Origin of the sequence: Buttiauxella sp. 3AFRM03, assembly GCF_003675305.1 — a bacterium.
In the GTDB taxonomy this organism is placed as follows: domain Bacteria; phylum Pseudomonadota; class Gammaproteobacteria; order Enterobacterales; family Enterobacteriaceae; genus Buttiauxella; species Buttiauxella ferragutiae.
Window position 1 is genome coordinate 5,116,335 of the sequence record NZ_CP033076.1, and the last position, 25,501, is coordinate 5,141,835.

The following is a 25,501-nucleotide window of genomic DNA, read 5'->3' on the forward strand; positions in this document are numbered from 1 at the left end:
TTAAATCGTCACACAAGCACTACACTATCGGCAGGAGGTTCCATGACCAATAACCCTGAATTTAACAATAGCTGGCACGACGAACTGCCCGGCTTTTACACGGCGCTAAAACCTACGCCGCTGCATAATGCCCGACTATTTTATTATAACCGTCCGCTTGCCAACGATCTGGGGCTTGATGCCTCACTGTTTGACGAATCTCATTCTGGTATCTGGAGCGGCGAAACGCTGCTGCCGGGTATGCAGCCACTCGCGCAGGTTTATAGCGGGCATCAGTTTGGTGTCTGGGCCGGACAACTGGGTGATGGGCGTGGCATTTTGCTGGGTGAGCAGCAACTGGCTGACGGGCGTAAATTTGACTGGCACCTGAAAGGGGCCGGTTTGACACCTTATTCGCGCATGGGCGATGGCCGCGCGGTATTGCGTTCCACCATCCGCGAATTTCTCGCCAGTGAAGCGATGCACGGGCTGAATATTCCCACCACCCGCGCGCTGAGTATTGTGACCAGCGACACGCCGGTGCAACGTGAAACCACCGAACAAGGTGCGATGCTGATCCGTGTGGCGCAAAGCCATGCACGTTTTGGTCACTTCGAGCACTTTTACTACCGCCGTGAGCCACAGAAAGTCCAGCAACTGGCGGATTACGTGATTGCCCATCACTGGCCACAGCTTGTCGATGAAGCGGATAAATATCAGCTTTGGTTCCGTGATGTGGTCGAGCGTACCGCACAGATGATTGCGCACTGGCAAACCGTCGGTTTCGCACATGGCGTGATGAATACTGACAATATGTCGATTTTGGGTCTGACGATGGATTACGGCCCGTACGGTTTTCTCGACGATTATCAGCCTGACTTTATCTGCAACCATTCCGATCATCAGGGGCGTTACGCATTTGATAATCAGCCTGCCGTGGGGTTGTGGAACCTGCAACGACTGGCGCAAACCCTGTCACCGTTTATTTCAGTTGAATGGCTGAATGAAATTCTCGACCACTATCAGTTCGCCTTGATGAAAGCGTTTGGTGAGCTAATGCGCGGCAAACTGGGGCTATTGACGGAACAAACGGCGGATAACGAAATCCTCACCGAGTTGTTCGGCCTGATGGCAAAAGAGGGCAGTGATTACACACGGACCTTCAGGATGTTAAGCCTGACCGAGCAACACTCAGCCAGCTCGCCATTGCGCGATGAGTTTATCGACCGTGAGGGTTTTGATAGCTGGTTTACTCGTTACCGGGCGCGTCTGCAAACCGAGCAGATAAGCGACGAACAGCGCCAGCAGATGATGAAAGCCGCCAATCCGTCCGTAGTGTTACGCAACTGGCTGGCTCAGCGCGCCATTGACGCGGCAGAGCAGGGAGATGTGAGTGTTCTGGCGCAACTGCATGAAACGTTGCAACAACCGTTTGCCGATCATTCGGGCGATGTCACACAACGCCCACCGGACTGGGGCAAACGGTTAGAGGTGAGTTGTTCGAGTTAGTGAGTTTTAGTTGATCACTGCTTCAACCAAACCTGTGGCACCGGGTGTTCGGGATGATTGAACACCCGCAAATCTGCCTGATACCAATGCTGTAGCGTCGATTCATCCAGCACTTCCTGCGGCGTGCCATTTGCCACCAGCCTCCCTTCATGCAACAACACAATTCGGTCGGCCCATAGCGCGGCCAGATTCAAATCATGCAGCACCACACAAACCGACAGCGTGCCCATCAGCGATAAACGGCGCAACAAACGCAAAATATGTTGCTGATGATACAAATCCAGCGCGGAAGTGGGTTCATCCAAAAACAGCCAGCCATGAGGTTGCCCGTTATGCCACAACTGCGCCAGTGCGCGGGCGAGTTGCACGCGCTGTTGTTCACCACCGGAAAGCTGGCAGAAATCGCGTCCGGCGAGCGCATCGCAACCCGTCAGTGCCATCACTTCCTGCACCACGCTTTTGGTGTCTTTTTCAGGCCAGGGCGCACGTCCCATGGCAATCACGTCTTCTACCGCCCAGCTAAATGCCATACCGCTACGCTGGCGCATCACCGCACGTTTACGGGATAACGCTTCACCTGACCATTCCGTTATTGCGCGTCCGGCAAGGCTAATTTCACCGTTTTCAGGGGGTTGAAAACCGGTGAGCACCCGTAACAGCGTGGACTTTCCTGCACCGTTTGGGCCGATTAACGCCACCACTTCACCTGCCGTCAACGTCAGATTAATGTCATCGAGCAATTTTCTTGCGCCCAGGCGCAAGGTGACGTTGTGCGCCTGCAAAAGATCAGCCATCACTTTCCCTCTTTTGGCGGAATATCAACGCTAAAAACCACGGGCCACCCAGCAGGCTGGTCAGCAAACCCACCGGCATTTCCGCAGGCGCGACCAGCGTGCGTGCCAGCGTGTCAGCAACCAGCAGTAACATCGCACCAGCTAGCACCGAACCGGGGATCAACCAGCGATGATCGGCACCGAGCCACATCCGTACCAGATGCGGAACCACCAGGCCGACAAAACCTATCACGCCGCTTACCGCCACTGCCGCGGCGACCAATAGCGCGCTCAAAATCAGCAACTGACGTTGGGTTTTTTTGACATCCACACCCAGGTAATGCGCTTCTTCATCGCCAAGCTGCAACAGGTTGAGTCGTTTGGACAGAAACGAAATCACAATTGCCGCCGGAATAATCAACGAGGCGGTTGCCAGTAACGTGGACCACTGCGCTTGCCCCAGGCTACCCATTCCCCACAGCGAGAGTTGGCGCAATTGAGCATCGTTACTGATCCACGATAAAACGCCGACCGCTGCACCGCACAGGGCATTAATGGCGATGCCCACCAACAGCAGGCGAGACAGGCTATTGTTGCCCTGACGGCTGAGGAAGAAAATCACCAGCGTGACGGCAAGGCTGCCGAGAAACGCCGCCATCATCGGTACATACAATGCCAACACCACAGGAAGCGCCAACGGTAAAACCACCGAAAATCCGACCGCCAGTGCCGCGCCACTGCTGATGCCGAGTAAACCCGGATCGGCCAGTGGATTGCGAAACAGCCCCTGCATCACGCAGCCTGAAAGTGCCAGTGCGCCGCCAACCAGCGTGGCAAGCAACACGCGCGGCAGGCGAATATTTAGCCAGATATGGCGCAGCGCTTCATCCTGCGCTTGCCATAACACCGCAATGGAAAGGCGCATGGCACCTAAATTAGCAGCAACCAAAGACAGCGCCAGTAACGCCAAAACCATGGCGAACAGCGCGCGTTGGGGCAGGGGCCGGCGTATCAAGGTAGTTGCTCCGCTTTAGTCCGTAACGCAAGAATCGCATCTGGCGTTTGCAGGCCGAAACCGAGCAGCGCCATATCATCGACGATCAACAACTGGCGAGTTTTGCCTGCGGGCGTTTGTGCGAGGCCGGGCAATTTCCAGACATTATCTTCTCCACCCAGCGTTTTCACGCCATCGGCGGTGATCAGAACCAACTGTGGCTGGCTGGCAATCACACCTTCCTGGGACATCGGCTGATAACGTTTGAAACCCTGCATCGCATTTTGCAAACCGGCGGCATGAATGGCGGCATCTGCCGCAGTTTCTTGCCCAGCGGCCATCGCAGTCATCCCGCCGTGGCTCATGATAAACAGCACTTTTACCGGCAGTGGTTTTTCAGGAATCGACGCCAGTTTGCTGTGCACTTGTTGGCGCAAAGCCGCACCCTGCGTCGTTTTCCCCATCGCCTGAGCGACCGCATCAATTTTCTCATCGATGCCTGCCAGCGAGTTATTCGCTGGAATGGTCACCACTTTGACTTTGCTACTGGCGACTTGCTCCAGTGCCAGCGATGGTTTGGCCTGCGCGCTTGCCAGCACCAGCGTTGGGCGCATGGCCAGAATGCCTTCGGCATTGAGCTGGCGCATGTACCCCACGTCCGGCAGTTTGGTCGCGGCTGCCGGATGCAGACTGGTGCTGTCACGAGCGACAAGTTGGTCACCCGTTCCCAGAGCAAAGGCGATTTCCGTCACATCGCCGCCAATTGTCACTACTCGTTGATTGGCGGCGGCCATTGCCGATAACACAATCGCTGGCAAGGCAAACAGGGCAATTAACCTGCGTTTCATGCAGCCAGCCCTTTGCTTACCAGCGCTTCTAATTGGCTGCGCCATTGTTGCTGCTCTGGCTCACCTTCGGTGCGTTGGCCGTACAGTTGGGCGATTTGCGTGCCGTCGGCGGCAAATAACTCCAGGCTGGTCACGAAACCATCACCACTTGGTTTGCGGGTTACCCAGCTTTCCGCAATGGTGTCGCCCAGTAAATGCAACGTGAATTGTGGATTGAAGATGTTAATCCAGTTATCCATCGGCACCACTTTTTCCACTACGCCGGTGAAAATCTGCACCGCGCCACGGTTGCCAACAAACACCATGATTTCGTTTTGGTCTTGTTTGGCTTGTGCCAGTAGTTGCGCCAGAGCGTTGTTATCAACCTGGCAGGCCAGATCCTCCGCAACCAGACGGAACGCCTGCTGACGTGTCAGCTGGTGGCGTTTGAGCAAACTAAAGAACTGATGCACATCGTTCATGCTGCGCCATTCGGCTTCTACCTGGCGGCCATCCACCGTCGGCGTCATCACCACTTCTTCTGGTGCCTGCAACTCAAGCGCTGGGTTATCGGCATAGATAAACTTCGCCAGCATATCGCCCCAGGCGCTGAAATCCGTATTGTCGGTGGTGTAAACCTTCAGTAGAGCATCGCCCTGACGGTCAAAGAACTGCACGCTTTGGCGTTCGCCACGGGCGGTTTCTTCACGAACGTGGAAGGCCAACGCCCATTGATTCAGGAACAGGCGCAAATCCAGCGCGCGTGGGTTCAGAACCAGGCCCGCGTGGCCGTGCAGTTGCTGGTTTTCAAAACGCCCGATGTGCTCATGTACTGCATATTCGTTGCGGCAAATGGATTTGATTTCACCGACGCTTTCCAGCGAAGTGAGAATATCGCGGATCTCGCCTTTTAAGCGCCAGGCATCATGCCCGACGCGGGCATGAGTCAGTTCGGCTTCACTGATATTCATCAGTTTTGCGATGTCACGGGCATATTTTTTCGGGTGCTGTTGTTTGAGCTGTAACCAGTTTTCATAATGCTGAGTCATATCGTTTCCTTACCATTGATAACTAACAAAGATTTTGCCGTTACGGCCATCTTGAGGGATCCCCTGCGGCGACCAGTATTCCTTGTCAAAGGCGTTACCCAGCACCAGGGAAGTCGTCAGCCCGCGCAACTGCTGTTGGCCTTTATAGCTGACGTAGAAATCGTTGACGCCGTAACCTGGCTGTTCACTGTATTCACTGCTGACATGCGTTGAACGCGCGGCAAAGGTGCCAATCCAGCCAACTGAGAAGCCACTTTCGGCTACCGGAACGTCGAGAATGCTGGTTACGGTGTCCGGGTTCAGGCTGGAAATCCACTCGCCAGTATCTTCGTCTTTGCCCTGGGTACGGTTATAGGCGAGATCGAGGTTGAACCAGCTGTTGGTGTATTTCGCGGTCATATCCCAACCCCAGATTTTGGCGTTAGGGACGTTATAGGACATGGTGGTCGCTTTGGCGAAATCGACAGTCGTTGAGATGTAGTCTTCGGCTCGGGTGCCGAAGTAGCTCGCTTTGAACTCCAGCCCATCGTCAGCCAGCATCAAATCGTCGAAGCGCAAGCCAAAACCAACTTCCTGGGTGGCGTTGGTTTCCGGGCGCAGATTGGGGTTCGGTACCCAATAGTTGGTGTAACGCGAGCCAATCGAGAAGTGTTTGGCATCGTTATACATTTCGCCCATGGTTGGAGCGCGGAATGCCTGAGCGTAAGAGCCAAATAGCATCAACCAGTCGGTTGGCGTGATGGAAAGTGCCGCGCGGGACGACCATTTGTCAGCATTCACATCGTCGTAGCCATCGCTGCTGCCGCTGTAATTGTCATAACGCGTACCGGCTAAAATGGACACTGGCAGGTCGCGCAGCGTAATTTCATCCTGCAACCAGCCTGAACCGAAATCGATATTGGCTTGCGGGAAGCCGGTGGTATTACCGCCTGGCTCCTGATCCTGGCGGTAATATTCACCGCCGTAAGTCAGCAAATGTGCGGCGAAGCTGTCAGTAAACAGGCGGCTGCGGTTTTCCAGTTTTGCGCCGCTGGTGGTTTGCTTGCGGAATTCAGCCCCGTCGGTTTGGCCCTGGGCATTGATGCGCGCTTCAGACCAGTAAGCGGTGGCATCGGCATTCAGCCAGTCACTTTGCTCTGGCCCAATGTGATATTTCAACTGCGCATCACGCTGTATTGTTGAGCGATCCACCATCGGGTTGCTCGGATCAGCCGTGGTGACCTGTGGGTTTTTAGGTTCCTGAGCGGCGTTATTGTAGTAACGCAATGAACCGGCCAGAGACTGCGCAGGGTCGATGAACCAGGTGCCTTTAGTCAGGAAGTTATTAATGCTTTCGTCGTTCGGCGCAGTTTCGCCATTGCTTTGGTTGATGTCGCCACGGTCGCGGCTTGACCAGGAAACCAGGCCATCAAAGTTATCGGTGCGACCAAAAGCGCTGGCACCCATTCCGACGCTATGATCGCCGGTTCCACCGGTGCCAAACACACGGTAACCGCTGTTTTGGCCTTCATACAGCAAATCGCTGGCATTCACTGTTTGGTAAGAAATGACGCCGCCCAGTGCGCCGCTGCCATATAACAGCGCTGCAGGGCCACGTACCACTTCGATTCGTTTGATTAACGCAGGATCAAGGAATGTGCTGTTGAGGTGCCCGGTGTCAGTCCCCTGGCGAACTCCGTCAACCAGCATTAATACGCCACGGCGGTCATAACCACGCATACTCACATCCTGGCCGTTTGTGCGCCCGGAACCGGAAACGGTGATCCCTGGAACTTTACGTAACATATCGGCGGCGGAAGAAGAGGTTTGGCCTTCAGGGGTATCGGCATCAATGATGGTGACCATCATTGGCGCTTCAAAAGTGCTGCGTTCATTACCGGTAGCCACCACCGTCATTTGGTCATCTTTCGCGAAAGTGGGCAGGGCAGTAAATACCGCAACAGTCAGTAATGACAGACGGAAGCCGACTGTGTGTAAAGCAGGCATGCGTAAATCTCCATAGGAAAATTTAAAATCGCTGGCTGCCTTGGGAACACCTGGGTGGCTTGCGTAATTTATGTTTTATAAACCCTAAATAATTCGAGTTGTAGGAAGGCGGCAAGGGAGCTTATCCCCAGGAGCTTACATAAGTAAGTGACTGGGGGAAGTGAGTGCAGCCAACGCGCCTACAGCTTGAAATATGACGGGTTTTATTTGGTCAGGATTAACTTTCCTGCCTGGGTCTGACGTAATTGGTATTGCTGGCCTTCGTGAACAATCACCACGCGTCCGTCAGGGCCGAGTAACAACTTGCTGTCTATCTGGCGGGGAACGGCCGCAGATTGCGGATTCGTAGCAGTGAAGTTTTTTTCCATGTATCACTCGATATACAAATGACAATCAATCCAACAATGATAATCATTATCAATAAACTATGTTTCGCCATCAAGTGTTATTTGTAGGAAATTTGTGAATAGATCAATTTTGAGCGAACGAGAGAGTTTAAAGAAATGTCGGGGGTCGCTAACGCTAGCCCGACCTACAGAAAGGCAGTTGTTGGGTGGATAAGCACAAGCGCCATCCACCAAAATATCAGAAGCGGCTATCTGTCGCGTCAGCCAGCATATCGAGCAGCGTTTTGGTGTCTTCCCAATTCAGGCAAGGGTCGGTAATCGACTGACCATAAACCAATGGTTGCCCGGCAACGATTTTTTGCGTGCCTTCCTGAATGAAACTTTCAGCCATCACACCAGCAATAGCGCGTGAACCGTTACGAATCTGGTTGCAAACGTCTTCACAGACTTCCAGCTGGCGGCGATGCTGTTTTTGGCAGTTGCCGTGGCTGAAGTCGATAACCAATTGCTCTGGTAAATCAAATTCGTGCAGGCTATCGCATGCCGCAGAAATATCCGCTGCGTGGTAGTTTGGCTGTTTGCCACCGCGCATGATGATATGGCCGTACGGGTTGCCACTGGTTTGATAAATAGTCATCTGGCCGTGTTTATCCGGCGACAGGAACATATGGCTGGCGCGGGCGGCACGAATCGCATCAACCGCAATACGCGTATTACCGTCGGTGCCATTTTTGAAACCAACCGGGCAAGAAAGGGCAGACGCCATTTCACGGTGGATCTGGCTCTCCGTGGTACGCGCACCAATCGCCCCCCAGCTAATCAAATCGGCAATATACTGGCCGATCACCATATCGAGGAATTCAGTTGCCGTTGGTACACCTAACTCGTTCACCTGCAACAGCAAACGGCGCGCCTGCTCAATGCCATGGTTCACGCGATAGCTGCCGTTCAAATCGGGATCGGAAATTAAGCCTTTCCAGCCCACTACGGTGCGCGGTTTTTCGAAATAAGTCCGCATCACGATTTCAAGGCGATGCTGATGTTGTTCACGCGCGGCTTGTAAACGGCGGGCGTAATCCATTGCCGCATCCAGGTCATGGATTGAGCAAGGGCCAACTATCACCAGCAGGCGATTATCTTCGCCATTAAGGATTTTTTCGATACGACGACGGGAGGCTGTTACGTTTTGTGCGACTTGTGGGGACACAGCCAAACGCTGTGCCAGTTCCGCAGGTGTAACCAGACTGTCGATGCGCGCAGTGCGCAATTCATCTGTTTTATTCATTGGGTGTCTCAGAAATTTTGTCTTCAGCTCGGCAAAAGTACCGGGAAGTGATGGCAGTCACGATAAACCAATTTATGTTGAATTCAACCGTCAACTGAATCGTGACCACCAGATTGCGTAAAGCCTATCATACAAAATCGCACCCTTGCACTAGTTTGTTAGTACATGCGGCGATTCAACCCCATGATGTCGAGGATTTTGGTTGCCATCTCTTCAACTGAGTAATTAGTACTGTTGAGATAGCGGATTTGGTTCTTGCGAAACAGGGCTTCCACTTCTGCCACTTCAAGGCGGCATTGACGCATTGACGCATAGCGGCTGTTTTCACGGCGCTCCTCACGAATAGCCGCGAGGCGTTCGGGATTGATAGTCAGGCCAAACAATTTGTGTTGCAGTGGTTTCAGTACTGCAGGCAATTGGATGTTATCCATATCGTCGGCGATGAACGGATAATTTGCTGCCCGAATGCCAAACTGCATGGCGAGGTATAAACTGGTCGGCGTTTTCCCGCAGCGTGATACGCCAAGCAAGATAACCTGTGCCTGATCGAGATTGCGCATCGAAATGCCATCATCGTGGGCAAGTGTGTAATCAATGGCCGCAATACGCGCATCATATTTGATTAAATTACCCGGATTCAGACCGTGTGTCCGATGGGCAATAGGCGTCGGTTCAAGTTTCAATTCTTGCTGTAACGGGGCGACCAGCGCCTGCACGATATCCTGACAAAAACCCTCACTTTGCAAAATAATGTCACGAATTTCCGGTAAAACGATGGAATAAAATACCAGCGGACGCACGCCAGATTGCTGGTAAATCGCATTGATTTGTTCTCTCACGGCGTTCGCGCGGCTGACGTTTTCGACAAACGGCAGCGTGATACTGTTAATGGCGACCGGAAACTGTGACATCACCGCATGCCCAAGCACTTCGGCGGTGATAGCGGTACCATCGGAGATATAAAAAACTTGCCTGTCTACTGTGCTATCCATTTTTCAATCCTGTCAGTGGTAACTCTGATAAGTGACGACTTCTGGCTGAAGCATAAATTAAAACTTCCCCTCATGGATCAATCTCAATTCATTTTTAAAACTGAAACGTGGTTTTTATTTTTAATGAAATGAGTGGTTCATTTTTATTATCAGCTTAAACCATTATTAATATAGGGTTTAAATTAAGAATCAATAAGTTATGTGAAAAGTAAATAAATCTTAAAATTTCAAATTTTTATTTTGCTTGATCGATTCACCGGTTTCATTCCTGTGAGTAATTATGCCAATCTAAAAGGGATGTAATGTGTTTCTGGTACCCATTCATATATCACAAAAAGGATTGTTTCGATGTCCAACTCGTCACCGCTGGTGCTTTGGTACAACCAACTTGGCATGAATGATGTAGACAGGGTCGGGGGCAAAAATGCCTCTCTGGGTGAAATGATTACCAACCTTTCAGGTATGGGTGTTTCCGTGCCGAATGGTTTTGCCACCACGGCCGAGGCGTTTAACTTCTTTCTTGACCAAAGTGGCGTGAACCAGCGTATCTATGAACTGCTGGATAAAACGGATATTGACGATGTCACCGAGCTTGCAAAAGCGGGTGCGCAAATCCGCCAATGGATAATCGACACGCCGTTCCAGCCTGAGCTGGAAAAAGCCATCCACGATGCCTACGAACAACTTTCCTCTGACGATGCTGATGCCTCTTTCGCCGTGCGCTCCTCCGCGACCGCAGAAGATATGCCGGATGCGTCGTTTGCCGGACAACAAGAAACTTTCCTCAACGTGCAAGGGTATGACGCGGTGTTGGTTGCCGTAAAACACGTCTTTGCTTCGCTGTTTAATGACCGTGCGATCTCTTATCGCGTTCATCAGGGCTACGACCACCGTGGCGTGGCGCTTTCTGCTGGCGTGCAGCGCATGGTGCGTTCTGACCTCGCGTCCTCGGGCGTGATGTTCTCCATCGATACCGAATCAGGTTTCGACCAGGTGGTATTTATTACCTCCGCTTATGGCCTTGGCGAAATGGTAGTGCAGGGCGCAGTCAACCCGGACGAATTCTACGTTCACAAACCGACTTTGGCTGCGGGGCGTCCTTCGATTGTGCGCCGCAACATGGGCTCGAAAAAAATCCGTATGATTTACGCACCTAGCCAGGAACATGGCAAACAGGTTCGTATTGAAGATGTTCCGCAAGCGTTGTGCGACCAGTTCTCCATCACGGCGGATGAAGTGCAGGAGCTGGCGAAACAAGCGGTACAAATTGAGAAACACTATGGCCGTCCGATGGATATCGAATGGGCTAAAGATGGGCACACCGGCAAGCTGTTTATTGTGCAGGCACGTCCAGAAACGGTGCGTTCTCAGGGCCAGGTCATGGAGCGTTATCAGTTGCACGCTCAGGGCAAAATTGTCGCTGAAGGGCGCGCCATCGGCCATCGCATCGGCGCGGGTCCGGTCAAAGTGATCCACGATATTAGTGAGATGAACCGTATTCAGCCGGGTGATGTGTTAGTCACCGACATGACCGACCCGGACTGGGAACCGATCATGAAAAAGGCGGCGGCGATTGTCACTAACCGTGGCGGACGTACCTGTCACGCGGCAATCATTGCCCGTGAGCTGGGTATTCCGGCGGTAGTGGGTTGTGGCGACGCGACTGAGCGCATGAGCGAGGGGCAGAACGTCACGGTTTCTTGTGCGGAAGGCGATACCGGCTACGTCTATGCCGAACTGCTGGATTTCAGCGTGAAAAGTTCTACCGTCGACACCATGCCGGATCTGCCGTTGAAAATCATGATGAACGTCGGTAACCCGGATCGTGCCTTTGATTTTGCCTGCTTGCCAAACGAAGGCGTAGGGCTGGCACGTCTGGAGTTCATCATCAACCGTATGATTGGCGTGCATCCGCGTGCATTGCTGGAATTCGACCAGCAAGAGCCTGCATTGCAAAGCGAAATCCGCGAGATGATGAAAGGCTACGACGATCCGGTTGAGTTTTACGTCGGTCGTCTAACTGAAGGGATTGCCACATTGGGCGCGGCATTCTGGCCGAAGCGCGTGATTGTGCGTCTGTCTGATTTCAAATCTAACGAATACGCCAACCTGGTAGGCGGCGAGCGTTATGAGCCGGAAGAAGAAAACCCAATGCTCGGTTTCCGTGGCGCGGGTCGTTATGTATCCGATAGTTTCCGTGAATGCTTCGCGCTGGAATGCGCCGCCATGAAACGCGTGCGTAACGAAATGGGCCTGACGAACGTCGAAGTGATGGTGCCGTTTGTGCGTACCGTCGCGCAGGCTAAAGCCGTGGTGGAAGAACTGGAACGTCAGGGTCTGAAACGCGGTGAGAACGGCCTGAAAATCATCATGATGTGTGAGATCCCATCCAACGCCTTGCTGGCCGATGAGTTCTTGCAATATTTCGATGGTTTCTCGATTGGTTCAAACGACATGACCCAGTTGGCATTGGGGCTGGACCGCGACTCTGGCGTGGTTTCCGAACTGTTTGACGAGCGCAACGACGCGGTAAAAGCACTGCTGTCGATGGCTATCAAAGCGGCGAAGAAACAAGGTAAATACGTCGGTATCTGTGGGCAAGGCCCGTCTGACCATGAAGATTTTGCGGTGTGGTTGATGGAACAGGGGATTGATAGTCTTTCTCTGAATCCGGATACCGTGGTGCAAACCTGGTTGAGTCTGGCAGAAGCGAATAAGTAAAAAAAAGGCTCCTCATTGTTGAGGAGCCTTTAATATTTGTAGGTCGGATAAGTTGTAGGGTGGCTAAGCGCCAGCGTCATCTACCATTGTTGTCGATTATGTCGGGGGCGCTGCGCTTGCCCGACCTACCAATCGTTTATTACAAGGCTTTTGGCGTCATCACGCCAGTGACTTCACTTTCACTCTGGAACTTGCCGACACGCAGGTCGCTCACAATACTGTTCATTCTCTCTTCAGTTAACTTGTAATAACGAATCGAGATAGCGGTAATTAAGTAGAAAATAGCCGGTAACACAGTAAACAGAATCAGTACGCCACGCACGGCCTCGGCTGATTGTTGTTCCACACCCGCCTGATAACCAAACCACGCAAGACCCCAACCGGTTAACGCACCACCAATCGCTACACCCAATTTAATGATGAAGATATTTGCCGCAACGTTCATACCGGTAATACGGCGTTGGGTCTTCCATTCACCATAGTTATTAGCATCGGTAATCATTGACCATTGCAGTGGAGCATTAATACCTTGCAGGATATTAAGCACGATATGCACCAGGAAAGCCGGTATCCAATATTCGGTTGGTAACACCAGGAATAATAACCCGATCACCGCACTGAGCACGTTTACCCATATTGAGGCGCGGATCTTACACATCCAGCTACCCAATTGTTTAGCAAACAGGCTACCAAATACCGCCGCGATAGTCGTTGCCAGCATAAACATCGAAATAATGCCACTGCCTTGATGAAGGATATATTGCACGAAATAGACCAGCAGGCTACCACGTACCACGACACCACACAACATCGCAAGGTTATAAACCGACAGAATACGCCATTGGTCGTTCTTTAATAAGATTTTCACGTCGCGCAGGATATTCAGGTTTTCTTCTTTGACCGGCGTAATACGTTCACGGGTGGTGGCAAAGCACACCAGGAACATCAGGCAGCCAATCACACCGAAGATCCCCATTGCCCACTGCATGCCAACGGCTCTGTCGCCCGGCGAAATAAAATCAGCCAGTGGCAGAATCAACGCTGTACCCATCGCACCACCAATTGGCGCAATGGCAAAACGCCAGGATTGCAGGGACAGGTTTTCTTGTGGATCTGACGTAATCGCCGCACCTAAAGAGCAATAAGGAATATTTATTGCGGTATACATTATTGTCATGAATATATAAGCCAGAACGGCGTAAACAATTTTACCGGTCTGCGAGAAATCAGGTGTTGAATAAACCAGCACACAACTGACGGCGAAAGGAACACAAATAATCAATAACCAGGGGCGGAATCTCCCCCAACGGGTTTTGGTCTGGTCGGCAATCGCACCCATGATAGGATCGGTAATAGCATCCAGTACCCGGACGACTAAAAATAATGTCCCCATTACCGCCGGGGGCAAACCATAAATATTGGTATAAAAATAAGCCAGAATGGCGACCGAAGAATCAAACACGATGTGACTTGCCGCATCACCTAGTCCAAAACCCATTTTTTCTTTGTTGGTAATTTTTTCTGTAAGCACCGACATGTATTCACCTTTATTAAGAGCCGGAATATAGACCTCGCGGATAGCACTAGTTATAAATTGTGAATCTGAGCAGGAGTATTGTAATTTTTCATTTGTGTTTTATGTTTCTTATCAAATGTGACGGGGTTATCTCTTATCGCCTCGGCTTCGTCCTGAAAGCCTCATTTTTCTGGCATATTTTTGAATTACGTCACACTTATGGCTAAAAACCAAAAAACGTAATCTTGCGGGTTATTCTGACAATTGTTTGCCTCTTCAGTCATCACTCATATTGATACTTTCGCAAACCGCTGAACTCGAAAGGGGAACACTATGTCTGCCATTTATAAGCAAGCTCATCGCCCGATTCATGAACGTGTCAGCGATCTGCTTTCACGTATGACTGCCGAAGAAAAATTCGCCCAAATGCACGCGTATTGGCTGATTTTATCCAGCGACGGCCATCACCGTGAACGGACCGATTTAAGCGATGAGTTTGCTGGCGTAACCGAGCAAGCAGCACTTGGCGAGCGTCTGAAACTGGGCGTCGGGCAAATTACCCGCCCGTTAGGCACCCACATTGTCGATGCTAAAGAGGGTGTCCGTGCGGCTAATCGCTTGCAGAAAACCCTGATTGAAGAGACTCGGCTGGGCATTCCGGCCCTGTTTCACGAAGAGTGTTTAGTCGGGTTGCTGTGCAAAGATGCCACGCTGTTCCCGTCATCACTCAACTACGGCTCCACCTGGGATGTTGATCTTATCGAACGTGCGGCGGCAGCGATTGGCGAAGAAGCCCGCTCGACCGGTTGCCATCAGGGACTTGCGCCAGTGCTGGATGTGTCACGCGATGTGCGTTGGGGGCGCACCGAAGAGACATTCGGTGAGGATCCGTGGCTGGTGGGCATGATGGCCACACACTATGTCAAAGGCTTACAGGGCAAAAATCGCGACTTGTTGGCAACGCTAAAACATTACGTCGGCCATTCATTTAGCGAAGGCGCGCGCAACCATGCCCCTGTCCATCTTGGTTTTTGCGAATTAAACGATACCTTCCTGCTGCCGTTCGAAATGGCGGTAAAACTGGCAAATGCGGGCTCGGTGATGCCTGCTTATCACGATATTGATAACCAGCCAGGCCACTCGGATGAATTCTTACTGACCACCGTGTTGCGTGAACAATGGGGCTTTGATGGGCTGATTGTTGCTGATTATGGCGGCGTGAGTTTGCTGCATCAGCATCACGGTATTTCGCACGATGCGGCAGAATCTGCGGCGCTGGCATTTAATGCCGGGCTGGATGTGGAACTACCAAAAGATGACTGCGCGCGCCATCTGGCCCAAGCCGTTGAGCGTGGTTTAATCACCATGGAAAAAGTGGATGAGATTGTCGCTCGCGTGTTGAAAGAGAAATTCCGCCTCGGGTTATTTGAACAGCCTTATCGCGATGAAAGCGGCGTCGTATTGCAAAGTGAATCGACAAAAAATATCGCTCGGGAAGTCGCCACACGCTCCATCACCATGCTAGAAAACGACGGAACGTTACCGCTGAAAGGGCAGCCGCGCGTGGCGGTTATTGGGCCAACGGCCGACGACCCGCTGGCTTTGCTCAGTGGTTATAGCTTCCCGGTGCATTTGATCATCAGCGATATGCTGGAGCAAACTTCACAAGTCGTCACCCCACTGCAAGCACTGCGCGAACAACTGGGTAGCGACAACATCCGTTATGCCAAAGGTTGCCATATTATCGAAAAACGTATGGCTGGCGCGCCTGTTTTCCCCGGTGATAGCGGCGGCAAACCGATGCAGTCTTCTCCGGTTTCAAACGACATTTCATTGATTCCTGATGCGGTGAAAGTCGCCCAACAAAGCGATGTTGTGGTGCTGTGTGTCGGGGATTTATCCGGCTTATTCCAGAGCGGTACAGTGGGCGAAGGTTCAGATACCGACAGCCTGATGTTGCCGGGTGTACAGCAGCAATTGCTGGACCAACTGATTGCCACCGGCAAACCGGTGGTCGTAGTGATGACCGGCGGGCGTCCTTACAATTTAGGCGGCCAGGAAGACAATGTTGCGGCATTACTGATGGCCTGGGCGCCAGGGCAAGAAGGTGGGTACGCCATTGCTGACGTGCTAACAGGGCGCGCAGAACCCGGCGGGCGGCTGGTAGTTTCCATCCCTAAAAGTGCGGGCGCGATGCCGTATTACTACAACCACAAACTCAAAAGCGGCGGCACGCCGTTTGCCTTCCACTTCGGTTCCCGTTATCCGTTTGGTTTTGGTAAAACCTGGACTGAGTTCGACTACAGCCCGCTGCAATTTTCCCGTCACGAGGTGCCGAATGATAATGGTGTGGTGAATGTCAGCGTGACCGTCAGCAACCGTGGGGTGGTGGCAGGCAGCGAAGTGGTGCAGCTTTATGTGCACGATAAAGTGGCGTCGATGGTGCGGCCGGTACAGGAGCTTAAAGCTTTCCAGCGAGTACATCTTGAGCCAGGGGCCAGTGCCAGTCTCACTTTTGATATTCCCACCGATATGCTGAATTTCACCCGTCGCAATGGCGAACGCGTGGTGGAGCCTGGCGAGTTTGAGATTCGTGTTGGCGCATCAAGTGGCGATATTAAAAGCTCGGGAATTGTGCGGGTCACCGGTGACACCCGGGTCATCAACGGGAAGTGGCGAATGGTAAGTCATTGCGAGGTAGAGCATTTTTGCGCGTAAAGATCCTTTTTCCGAACGAAGCGCGTAAGATTGATGCTTATCCTTGCTGTCGGGATGGCAGCGATAAATTTCTAAGGCTGTTGTCATGAGTGTAAGCACTTCAGAAAGCCATGCTCCTTTTGGTGCGTTATTAGGCCATGCCCCAGGCGGTGTGGCCATTTACTCCTCAAATTACGATTCGCTTGACCCCAACGCCTGGCCGGATGACACGTGGTTCAGACATTATCTGGACCACGAATACATGGGCTATAAGTGGCAGTGTGTCGAGTTCGTGCGCCGCTTTCTTTATATCAATCACGGGATAGTTTTCACTGATGTCAGCATGGCATATGAAATCTTCTCGTTGCGCTATCTGCGCCAGGTCGTCAATGACAATATTCTTCCCCTTCAGGCGTTTGCCAATGGCTGTGAACGCGCACCAGTCGCCGGTTCATTGCTGGTCTGGCAACAAGGGGGCGAGTTTGAGCACACCGGACATGTGGCGGTGATTACTCAGGTTCTGGCCGATAAAGTCAGGATCGCTGAGCAAAACGTCATCCATCATCCACTGCCAGTCGGCCAGCAATGGACCCGTGAACTGGTTTTGGTCAATCAGGATGGGAAATACTTCATTCAGGACACCTTCGATGATACGGAGATCTTAGGCTGGATGATTCAGACGGCGGAGAGTCAATACAGCCTGCCGCAACCGGAAATTCCGGCCCAGTGCCTGGCGATTCATTGTCAGCAAGTCGATGATAAAGGGCAGTTTGCCAGTCACTGGCTGGATGAGCAGGACCCGGTCGAGTTGGCCTATGTTCAGGCCAAAGAAGGGCACATTGTTAATGCCAATCCGTATCGTTACTTTACGCTGTCCCACAGTGCGGAACAGGAACTCATTCGCGCCACCAATGAGCTGCATCTCATGTATCTGCATGCCACCGACAAGGTGCTGAAAGACAATGAACTGTTGGCGTTGTTCGATATTCCGGAAGTGTTATGGCCGCGCCTGAGACTCTCCTGGCAGAATCGTCGCCATCATATGGTGACGGGGCGTCTTGACTTCTGCATGGATGAACGCGGATTAAAAGTGTACGAATACAATGCGGATTCGGCCTCATGCCATACCGAGGCCGGTTTGATTCTGGCGAAATGGGCGCAGCAAGCGGGTGTGACAGAAGGTAGCGATCCTGGTGAGCGTTTGTTTAATGCGCTAACCAATACCTGGAAACATAGCTATGCGCGTCCGTTTGTCCATATCCTGCAAGATAACGACGCGGAAGAGAATTACCATGCGCAGTTTGTTCAACGCTCTCTGGCGAAGGCGGGGTTTGAAAGTAAAATTCTGCATGGCCTGGATCAGCTGCAATGGGATACCACCGGGCAATTGGTTGACGGCGAGCATCGCCAGATTAACTGCGTGTGGAAGACGTGGGCATGGGAAACTGCACTCGACCAGTTGCGCGCTGAGAGTGAAGCCGCCTACGCCGGGCTGCCGATTCGTACCGGGCATTCTCAAGATAGCGTCAGGTTGATTGATGTCTTGTTGCGCCCGGAAGTGATGGTTTTTGAACCGCTATGGACCATTATTCCCAGCAACAAAGCGATACTGCCGGTGCTTTGGTCTTTGTTCCCGAACCACCGCTACCTGCTGAATGCGGATTTCGAAGTCAATAAAGCGCTTGAGCAAAGCGGTTATGCCGTCAAACCGATCGCCGGACGTTGCGGCAATAATATCGGGCTGATTAGTCACCAGGAGCAAGTGCTGGATGAAACCAGCGGCAACTTCTCCGGGCAGAAAAATATCTACCAACAACTCTGGTGCTTGCCTAAAGTGGCTGGTCGTTATGTGCAGTTATGCACGTTTACAACTGGCGGGCATTACGGTGGGGTGTGCGTCCGTTCTGAGAACAGTCTTGTGATAAAAAAAGAGAGCGATATCGATCCGCTGCGCATTCTTGGCGATGAGCACTTTGTTAAATAACACGCAAAAAAAAGCCCATCGTTGAGATGGGCAAAGACTACACACAGCAATTCGTTGTTTCACTCAGGGGATTTCCATGCTTATAAATCAATGCGTTGATTCATAGCCGTGAAGTAATAGTAGGTATATCCCCTGGGAGCGTCACTCGGATTCCTCTCAATAGTTAATGGATAGTTAACGATTAAGATCACATTTCTCGAATCGAAACTCTGTGCGGAAGATAAAAGCGGAGGGATAGATAAGCATTGCTAACCTTTACGCTTGTGTTACTCCCCGATTGAGGGAGCAACACAAGTTTCAATGACGGTTATTCTCGTTCTTCCAGAACTTCAACCACTTCATTGGGGTCGTCTTGCGGGGCTGGTGCTTCATGAATCCACACCGAAATCAGGCGATATGAAACCGCCAGCAGAACCGGCCCGATAAACAAGCCAATCATGCCAAAGGCAATCAAACCGCCAATGACGCCAGAAAGGATCAGGATCATCGGCAAGTCAGCACCCATACGAATCAGCACCGGACGAATAAAGTTATCCATCGTGCCGACCACACAACTCCACACCAGCAGCACGGTGCCCCAGGTGTTATCACCCGTCCAGTACAGCCAGGCAATGGATGGAATCAGCACCAGCAACGGGCCGATTTGCACCAGGCAACACATCAGCATCACCACGGTTAACAGTGTGGCGTTGGGGATACCGGCAATCGCCAGACCCACGCCGCCCAATATCGACTGAACCAGTGCTGTGACCACCACGCCCAACGCCACTGCGCGAATCGCTTGCCCGGCCAGTAACACGGCGGCATCGCCGCGTTTGCCTGCCAGACGGAACGCAAAATGGCGAATCCCATTGCCCAGCGTTTCACCTTTTGCATACAGCAACACGCTGAACAACAGCATCAGGCCGCAGTGCATCAGGAAGCTGCCAACGTGAATCGCTTGTCCAAGGAACCAGGTCGTGGTGCTGCCAATATAAGGGCGAATTTTTGCCATAATGGCGCTGCCGCCGCTGTCTACCAGCGTATTCCAGCCAGAGTAAAGGCTGTCACCGATCAGCGGAATGCTATGGAGCCAATCAAATTTCGGCAATTCCATATTGCCTTTGGTAGCCCACTCAATAACCGGGCCGCTGTTATCCACCAGGCTATTAACCAGCAGCGCCACCGGAATAACAAACAGCATCAGTAGCAGAAGCGTCATCACCAGTACGGCTAGCGAACGCTTTCCCCACAACAAATGTTGCACTCTGATCATCAACGGCCAGGTCGCAAGAACGATTGTCCCCGCCCAGGCGAAGCCGAGCACAAACGGACGGACAATCCAGATACAGGCGATCATCATCACCGAAATAAACAACACCGACAGCAAGATCTGCAGCAGATCCTTTGGCTGACTGACTTTAACCATAGATAAAATCACCTTAATAACCGATCGCGGGCAAAGTGCCTGCGTTAAAACCGCAAAGCGGTAACGATAATGATGATGTATTTACAGGATTTTTAACAGGAACAAAACAGTCAGGCATGTCCTAAAAAAATGTGTTAAAAAATGGGGACCCCTGATTCTTCAAGCTGTGGATGCGTTAACCGCGTTCATCACTTCGCCTGCAACTCGAATTAATTAGGGTATTAGGATGAATATTAGAATTAATATACGCAAACGATAACTTACAACTCATATGGGTCGACCCAGCAATGATCCCACAAATTTCTCAGGCACCAGGCGTTGTTCAATTGGTGCTCAATTTTTTGCAGGCACTGGAACAACAAGGCTTTACCGGCGATACCGCAACCAGCTACGCTGACCGGCTCACGATGGCAACCGATAACAGTATTTATCAGTTGCTACCGGATGCGGTTTTATTCCCCCGTTCTACGGCTGACGTTGCATTATTGACCCGGCTTGCCTCAGAAGAACGCTTCAAATCCCTGGTCTTTACACCGCGAGGCGGCGGCACTGGCACCAACGGCCAGTCCCTCAATAAAGGCATCGTCGTCGACATGTCGCGCTACATGAATCGCATCATTGAAATCAACCCTGAACAAGGTTGGGTGCGTGTCGAAGCGGGCGTGATAAAAGACCAGCTAAACCAATATCTCAAACCTTACGGTTACTTCTTCGCTCCGGAACTGTCTACCAGCAACCGCGCCACACTTGGCGGGATGATCAATACCGACGCCTCGGGGCAAGGCTCGCTGGTCTACGGGAAAACGTCCGATCACGTGATGGGAGTGCGCGCTGTTTTGCTCAGTGGCGATATTCTTGATACCCACCCGATGTCGACCTCACTTGCGCAAGACCTTGGCCGTGACGACAGCCCGACCGGCAAGATTTATCGCACGGTGCTTGAGCGTTGCCGTGAACAACGCCAGCTGATTATCGACAAATTCCCGAAACTCAACCGTTTCCTGACGGGCTACGATCTACGCCACGTTTTTAACGACGATCTTTCGCAGTTCGACCTGACGCGCATTCTTTGCGGCTCCGAAGGTACGCTGGCGTTTATCACCGAGGCGAAGCTGGACATTACGCCGCTGCCAAAAGTGCGTCGTCTGGTGAACATCAAATATGATTCATTCGATTCCGCGCTGCGCAATGCACCGTTTATGGTGGAAGCACGCGCGCTTTCCGTCGAAACCATCGATTCAAAAGTCCTCAATCTGGCGCGGGAAGATATCGTCTGGCATTCAGTGAATGAATTGATCACCGATGTACCGGGCAAAGAGATGCTCGGCCTGAATATCGTGGAATTTGCTGGCGACGATCTGGAATTAATCGAAGGCCAGGTTGCTGCGCTGTGTGAGCGTCTTGACAGCTTAATTGCCGAAGGTGAGGGGGGCGTTATCGGCTGGCAGGTTTGTACTGAACTGGCTGGTATTGAACGCATCTATAACATGCGTAAAAAAGCCGTCGGCCTGCTGGGGAATGCCAAAGGGCAGGCCAAGCCGATTCCCTTTGCGGAAGATACTTGCGTACCACCGCAGCATTTGGCCGATTACATCACTGAATTCCGCGCATTACTTGATAGCCACCACCTGAGTTACGGTATGTTCGGCCACGTTGATGCTGGCGTTTTGCATGTGCGTCCGGCCCTGGATATGACCGATCCGCATCAGGAAGTGCTGATGAAGCGCATTTCCGACGATGTCGTGGCACTCACCGCCAAATACGGCGGTTTGTTGTGGGGTGAACACGGTAAAGGTTTCCGCGCTGAATACAGCCCGGCGTTCTTTGGCGAAACGTTGTATGAAGAATTACGCCGCATCAAAGCGGTCTTTGACCCGGATAACCGCCTGAATCCAGGTAAAATCTGCCCGCCGTTAGGTGTCGATGACCCGATGATGCAGGTCGATGCGGTAAAACGCGGGACTTTCGATCGGCAAATCCCGATTGCGGTGCGCTCCTCATGGCGTGGCGCGATGGAGTGTAATGGCAACGGTTTGTGCTTTAACTTTGATGTGAATAGCCCAATGTGCCCGTCGATGAAAATCACCAGCAATCGCATTCATTCGCCAAAAGGGCGCGCAACGTTGACGCGCGAATGGCTGCGTTTGTTAGCCGATCGTGGCGTCGACCCGGATGCGTTAGAAAAACAGATGCCGGAAAAACGTGCCAGCCTGCGCACGCTAATCGAGCGCTCGCGTAACTCCTGGCATGCCCGCAAAGGCGAGTACGATTTTTCTCATGAAGTGAAAGAGGCGATGTCCGGTTGCCTGGCGTGTAAAGCGTGTTCTACGCAGTGTCCAATTAAAATCGACGTGCCGGAATTCCGTTCGCGTTTCTTGCAGCTTTATCACACCCGTTACTTGCGCCCAATGCGCGACCATCTGGTGGCGACCGTCGAAAGCTACGCACCACTGATGGCGCGAGCGCCTAAAACCTTCAACTTCTTTATGAGCCAACCGTGGGTGCGCAATCTGTCGGCCAAACACATTGGCATGATTGATTTACCGATGCTCTCCACGCCAACGCTGCAGCAGGAATTGGTCGGGCATGCGTCTGCGAACACCACGCTTGAACAGCTCGAAAGCTACAGCGCACAACAGCGAGCCAAAACGGTGCTGGTGGTTCAGGATCCGTTCACCAGTTATTACGATGCGCAAGTGGTGGCGGATTTTGTGCGTCTGGTGACTAAATTAGGCTACAACCCGGTGGTGCTGCCATTCTCTCCAAATGGTAAAGCGCAGCATATTAAAGGCTTCCTGCAAAAATTTGCCCGCACCGCGCGTAAGACTTCGGAGTTCCTGAACCGCATTGCGAAGTTGGGAATGCCGATGGTTGGCGTCGACCCGGCGCTGGTGCTTTGCTATCGCGACGAATATAAACAAACGCTGGGTGATGAACGTGGTGATTTCCAGGTGCAACTGGTTCACGAATGGCTGCCAGCGGTGCTTGATAACCGCGAAACCACGGCGGTGAGCGGCGAGTCGTGGTATTTGTTCGGCCACTGTACCGAAGTGACGGCACTGCCGACTTCGCCAAACCAGTGGGCGGCTATTTTTGCGCGTCTGGGGGCGAAACTTGAAAATGTCAGCGTCGGTTGTTGTGGCATGGCGGGAACCTACGGGCATGAAGTGAAAAACCATGCCAACTCACTGGGGATTTACGAACTTTCGTGGCATCAGGCAATGCAGCGCCTGCCGCGTCAACGCTGCCTGGCGACCGGCTATTCGTGCCGCAGCCAGGTCAAACGTGTGGAAGGCAATGGTGTTCGCCATCCGCTACAAGCATTACTGGAGATTCTGGGATGATCTGGCGACGTGAAGTGAATCTTGAAGCGCTCAATAAAATGGGTGCCGACAATATGGTGCAGCATGTGGGCATCGTTTTTACCCGCATTGGCGAGAACGAACTGGAGGCTATCATGCCAGTTGACCATCGCACCCGCCAACCGTTTGGTTTGTTACATGGTGGCGCTTCGGTGGTGCTCGCAGAAACGCTCGGCTCGGTGGCAGGATATTTATGCACCGAAGGGGATCAAAATATTGTTGGGTTAGAAGTTAACGCTAACCATTTGCGCTCAGCACGTGTTGGCATTGTGCGCGGTGTCTGCAAAGCGGTTCATGTTGGGCGTCGCCATCAGGTTTGGCAAATTGAAATCAGCGATGAGCAAGAACGGCTTTGTTGCACTGCCAGATTAACAACTGCTGTGGTCTGATTAATACCAATAATAATGACGGCGAGATATTATCTCGCCGTTTTTTATTTACATTTTGAAATCAATATTGGTGTTTCCTTATTTATTAGGTGATCAACTTCACCTTTCCTCATTACTTGCCGAAATTTGTTATTCCCTTTTCCAGATTATTGTCAGCATGAAGAAAATTCTTCAGGAGGCGCAATGGAAAAGGAACGCATTATTCAGGAATTTGTTCCTGGAAAACAGGTCACACTGGCGCATCTAATTGCCCACCCCGGTGAAGAACTGGCAAAGAAAATAGGCGTTCCTGGTGCTGAAGCCATTGGCATTATGACCCTGACTCCAGGGGAAACCGCGATGATCGCAGGCGACCTTGCGACGAAAGCTGCAAGTGTACAAATTGGTTTTCTCGACAGATTCAGCGGTGCGCTGGTTGTTTATGGATCAGTAGGTTCGGTAGAAGAAGCGCTACAACAAACCATTGCCGGCCTCAGTAACATCCTCAGTTATACCGTCTGTACGCTGACACGGAGTTAGCCCTATGAAACGCATCGTGTTTGTCGGCGCTGTGGGGGCAGGGAAAACAACGTTGTTTAATGCGTTGCAGGGGAATTATTCGCAGGCGAGGAAAACCCAGGCCGTTGAGTTTAGCGATACCGGAAATATTGATACGCCAGGGGAATTTTTTAGCCACCCCCGTTTGTACGCGGCGTTAATTAATACCCTGACTGACGCCGAATTACTGATATATGTCCACGCCGCAAATGATTCCCAGTGCCGTATTCCTGCGGGATTATTGGATATTTATCCACATCTAAAACGTGTTGCGGTAATAAGCCAAATTGATCTACCCGATGCAAATATTGCGCAAACCGAGGAGCTGTTAATTAATTCAGGTTTTGCGCCACCGATATTTGCGCTGAACAGCCTTGATGCTTCAAGCGTCAGGCAACTTGAGAATTATCTGACTGAAGCATGTGGCCAGGAGGAACCTGTTCAATGAAAAAGCTCATTACGGCGAATGATATTCGTGACGCTCATCACCAAGGCCTGAAGACGATTGCTTATGTCCTCAAAGAATCCATCGTCACCCCTGAAGCGCGTGTGGTTGCTGAGCAATTAGAGATTGCGTTAGTGGAAGACGCGGTTGCTCCGGCACCAGCAGCGGATAGCCCACCACAGCGCTCAGAACGCCAGCGTATTCGTGAAGAAATCATTGCTCAGCTACCGGAAGGCCAGTTCACCGAAAGCCTGGTGGCGCAGCTGATTGCGAAAGTTGAACAAGAGCAGAAAACCCGTTCTGGCAGCGGTATGCAGCCAGGTTTTCACTCCATCACCGGCAAAGGCGGCATCAAAGTCATTGACGGCAGTTCGGTGAAATTTGGCCGCTTTGATGGCGCGCAGGAACCGTGTGTCGGGTTAACCGACCTGGTCACCGGTGCCGATGGCAGCAGCATGGCGGCAGGGTTCATGCAGTGGGAAAACGGCTTTTTCCCGTGGACGCTGAATTACGACGAAATCGATATGGTGCTGGAAGGGGAGTTACATATTCGCCACGAAGGGGAAACGCTGATTGGCAAGGCCGGGGATGTGATGTTTATCCCGAAAGGCTCCAGTATTGAATTTGGCACCCCCAGCCACGTTCGTTTTCTGTATGTTGCCTGGCCTGCCAACTGGCAGGAATGCTAAGGCGGGGCGCAT

At 52.0% G+C, this 25,501-nt stretch carries 19 protein-coding genes and 1 other RNA gene; 9 read left to right on the forward strand and 11 right to left on the reverse strand.

The annotated features are described in order from the left end of the window. Positions 1–42: 42 nt before the first annotated feature. Positions 43–1,488 (forward strand): protein adenylyltransferase SelO, encoded by a 1,446-nt coding sequence (gene selO, locus D8682_RS25500; protein WP_121815508.1) that lies wholly within the window; start codon positions 43–45, stop codon positions 1,486–1,488. A 14-nt stretch (positions 1,489–1,502) separates the two neighbouring features. Here selO and D8682_RS25505 read toward each other — a convergent pair whose 3' ends face one another. From D8682_RS25505 to D8682_RS25540, 8 genes are all read right to left on the reverse strand, one after another. Beyond that, positions 1,503–2,282, reverse strand: a complete 780-nt coding sequence (locus tag D8682_RS25505; RefSeq protein ID WP_121815509.1) for a heme ABC transporter ATP-binding protein — start codon at positions 2,280–2,282, stop codon at positions 1,503–1,505. Then, a complete protein-coding gene (locus D8682_RS25510) occupies positions 2,275–3,261 on the reverse strand; it encodes a FecCD family ABC transporter permease (protein ID WP_370090886.1) in 987 nt (328 codons plus the stop codon). The genes D8682_RS25505 and D8682_RS25510 overlap by 8 nt, the downstream gene beginning before the upstream one ends. An 11-nt stretch (positions 3,262–3,272) precedes the next feature. Beyond that, on the reverse strand, positions 3,273–4,103 hold the full coding sequence (locus D8682_RS25515) for a hemin ABC transporter substrate-binding protein (protein ID WP_121815510.1): 831 nt from the start codon (positions 4,101–4,103) through the stop codon (positions 3,273–3,275). Continuing rightward, complete coding sequence (locus D8682_RS25520) at positions 4,100–5,131, reverse strand: hemin-degrading factor (RefSeq protein ID WP_064547503.1); 1,032 nt, start codon at positions 5,129–5,131, stop codon at positions 4,100–4,102. Before D8682_RS25520 ends, D8682_RS25515 begins: the two co-directional genes overlap by 4 nt. A 9-nt stretch (positions 5,132–5,140) precedes the next feature. Then, the gene (locus tag D8682_RS25525) at positions 5,141–7,117 is read right to left on the reverse strand and encodes a TonB-dependent hemoglobin/transferrin/lactoferrin family receptor (RefSeq protein WP_064547500.1); all 1,977 of its coding nucleotides are present in this window, start codon (positions 7,115–7,117) and stop codon (positions 5,141–5,143) included. Between the two features lie 203 nt (positions 7,118–7,320). Then, positions 7,321–7,485 (reverse strand): hemin uptake protein HemP, encoded by a 165-nt coding sequence (gene hemP, locus D8682_RS25530; protein WP_064547497.1) that lies wholly within the window; start codon positions 7,483–7,485, stop codon positions 7,321–7,323. Positions 7,486–7,702: 217 nt separating this feature from the next. Beyond that, positions 7,703–8,749, reverse strand: a complete 1,047-nt coding sequence (gene aroH, locus D8682_RS25535; RefSeq protein ID WP_064547495.1) for a 3-deoxy-7-phosphoheptulonate synthase AroH — start codon at positions 8,747–8,749, stop codon at positions 7,703–7,705. A gap of 158 nt (positions 8,750–8,907) precedes the next feature. Further along, positions 8,908–9,741 carry a pyruvate, water dikinase regulatory protein gene (locus D8682_RS25540; protein WP_064547494.1) on the reverse strand — a complete coding sequence of 278 codons (834 nt, stop codon included), beginning with the start codon at positions 9,739–9,741 and terminating at the stop codon, positions 8,908–8,910. A gap of 348 nt (positions 9,742–10,089) precedes the next feature. Here D8682_RS25540 and ppsA point away from each other — a divergent pair, with 348 nt between their 5' ends. After that, positions 10,090–12,462, forward strand: coding sequence for a phosphoenolpyruvate synthase (ppsA, locus tag D8682_RS25545; RefSeq protein WP_064547492.1), 2,373 nt, complete (start codon positions 10,090–10,092; stop codon positions 12,460–12,462). Positions 12,463–12,601: 139 nt separating this feature from the next. On the opposite strand, the gene D8682_RS25550 is transcribed toward ppsA, so the two are convergent. Further along, on the reverse strand, positions 12,602–13,999 hold the full coding sequence (locus tag D8682_RS25550; protein WP_064547491.1) for a glycoside-pentoside-hexuronide (GPH):cation symporter: 1,398 nt from the start codon (positions 13,997–13,999) through the stop codon (positions 12,602–12,604). 312 nt (positions 14,000–14,311) lie between these two features. Here D8682_RS25550 and D8682_RS25555 point away from each other — a divergent pair, with 312 nt between their 5' ends. Both D8682_RS25555 and gss read left to right on the forward strand, forming a co-directional pair. Further along, complete coding sequence (locus D8682_RS25555) at positions 14,312–16,696, forward strand: glycoside hydrolase family 3 N-terminal domain-containing protein (protein ID WP_121815511.1); 2,385 nt, start codon at positions 14,312–14,314, stop codon at positions 16,694–16,696. 85 nt (positions 16,697–16,781) lie between these two features. Next, a complete protein-coding gene (gene gss / locus D8682_RS25560) occupies positions 16,782–18,659 on the forward strand; it encodes a bifunctional glutathionylspermidine amidase/synthase (RefSeq protein WP_121815512.1) in 1,878 nt (625 codons plus the stop codon). A 3-nt stretch (positions 18,660–18,662) separates the two neighbouring features. Here the strand turns inward: gss and rprA are convergent. Beyond that, positions 18,663–18,769: antisense sRNA RprA (rprA, locus tag D8682_RS25565), an RNA gene on the reverse strand. Positions 18,770–18,966: 197 nt separating this feature from the next. Continuing rightward, positions 18,967–20,067, reverse strand: coding sequence for an AI-2E family transporter YdiK (gene ydiK / locus D8682_RS25570; RefSeq protein ID WP_064547487.1), 1,101 nt, complete (start codon positions 20,065–20,067; stop codon positions 18,967–18,969). A gap of 287 nt (positions 20,068–20,354) precedes the next feature. Here ydiK and D8682_RS25575 point away from each other — a divergent pair, with 287 nt between their 5' ends. The 5 genes from D8682_RS25575 to eutQ all read left to right on the forward strand — a co-directional run bounded on the left by D8682_RS25575 (position 20,355) and on the right by eutQ (position 25,489). After that, on the forward strand, positions 20,355–23,411 hold the full coding sequence (locus tag D8682_RS25575; RefSeq protein WP_121815513.1) for an FAD-binding and (Fe-S)-binding domain-containing protein: 3,057 nt from the start codon (positions 20,355–20,357) through the stop codon (positions 23,409–23,411). Beyond that, complete coding sequence (gene menI / locus D8682_RS25580; RefSeq protein ID WP_121815514.1) at positions 23,408–23,818, forward strand: 1,4-dihydroxy-2-naphthoyl-CoA hydrolase; 411 nt, start codon at positions 23,408–23,410, stop codon at positions 23,816–23,818. The genes D8682_RS25575 and menI overlap by 4 nt, the downstream gene beginning before the upstream one ends. Positions 23,819–24,001: 183 nt before the next feature. Next, positions 24,002–24,337: an ethanolamine utilization microcompartment protein EutS gene (gene eutS, locus D8682_RS25585; RefSeq protein ID WP_064547481.1), complete on the forward strand. Its 336-nt coding sequence runs from the start codon at positions 24,002–24,004 to the stop codon at positions 24,335–24,337. Positions 24,338–24,341: 4 nt separating this feature from the next. Further along, entirely contained in the window at positions 24,342–24,803 is a 462-nt protein-coding gene (eutP, locus tag D8682_RS25590; protein WP_064547479.1) for a EutP/PduV family microcompartment system protein, read from the forward strand. Further along, a complete protein-coding gene (gene eutQ / locus D8682_RS25595) occupies positions 24,800–25,489 on the forward strand; it encodes an ethanolamine utilization acetate kinase EutQ (RefSeq protein WP_064547476.1) in 690 nt (229 codons plus the stop codon). The genes eutP and eutQ overlap by 4 nt, the downstream gene beginning before the upstream one ends. Positions 25,490–25,501 lie beyond the last annotated feature (12 nt).

Bases quoted from the DNA above. Each gene is read 5' to 3' on its own strand.
- aroH (WP_064547495.1), bottom strand. From the start codon at position 8,749: ATGAATAAAACAGATGAATTGCGCACTGCGCGCATCGACAGTCTGGTT.
- D8682_RS25515 (WP_121815510.1), bottom strand. From the start codon at position 4,103: ATGAAACGCAGGTTAATTGCCCTGTTTGCCTTGCCAGCGATTGTGTTA.
- gss (WP_121815512.1), top strand. From the start codon at position 16,782: ATGAGTGTAAGCACTTCAGAAAGCCATGCTCCTTTTGGTGCGTTATTA.
- D8682_RS25520 (WP_064547503.1), bottom strand. From the start codon at position 5,131: ATGACTCAGCATTATGAAAACTGGTTACAGCTCAAACAACAGCACCCG.
- D8682_RS25540 (WP_064547494.1), bottom strand. From the start codon at position 9,741: ATGGATAGCACAGTAGACAGGCAAGTTTTTTATATCTCCGATGGTACC.
- selO (WP_121815508.1), top strand. From the start codon at position 43: ATGACCAATAACCCTGAATTTAACAATAGCTGGCACGACGAACTGCCC.
- eutS (WP_064547481.1), top strand. From the start codon at position 24,002: ATGGAAAAGGAACGCATTATTCAGGAATTTGTTCCTGGAAAACAGGTC.
- menI (WP_121815514.1), top strand. From the start codon at position 23,408: ATGATCTGGCGACGTGAAGTGAATCTTGAAGCGCTCAATAAAATGGGT.
- D8682_RS25575 (WP_121815513.1), top strand. From the start codon at position 20,355: ATGATCCCACAAATTTCTCAGGCACCAGGCGTTGTTCAATTGGTGCTC.
- eutQ (WP_064547476.1), top strand. From the start codon at position 24,800: ATGAAAAAGCTCATTACGGCGAATGATATTCGTGACGCTCATCACCAA.
- D8682_RS25505 (WP_121815509.1), bottom strand. From the start codon at position 2,282: ATGGCTGATCTTTTGCAGGCGCACAACGTCACCTTGCGCCTGGGCGCA.
- D8682_RS25525 (WP_064547500.1), bottom strand. From the start codon at position 7,117: ATGCCTGCTTTACACACAGTCGGCTTCCGTCTGTCATTACTGACTGTT.
- ppsA (WP_064547492.1), top strand. From the start codon at position 10,090: ATGTCCAACTCGTCACCGCTGGTGCTTTGGTACAACCAACTTGGCATG.
- D8682_RS25555 (WP_121815511.1), top strand. From the start codon at position 14,312: ATGTCTGCCATTTATAAGCAAGCTCATCGCCCGATTCATGAACGTGTC.
- hemP (WP_064547497.1), bottom strand. From the start codon at position 7,485: ATGGAAAAAAACTTCACTGCTACGAATCCGCAATCTGCGGCCGTTCCC.
- D8682_RS25550 (WP_064547491.1), bottom strand. From the start codon at position 13,999: ATGTCGGTGCTTACAGAAAAAATTACCAACAAAGAAAAAATGGGTTTT.
- ydiK (WP_064547487.1), bottom strand. From the start codon at position 20,067: ATGGTTAAAGTCAGTCAGCCAAAGGATCTGCTGCAGATCTTGCTGTCG.
- eutP (WP_064547479.1), top strand. From the start codon at position 24,342: ATGAAACGCATCGTGTTTGTCGGCGCTGTGGGGGCAGGGAAAACAACG.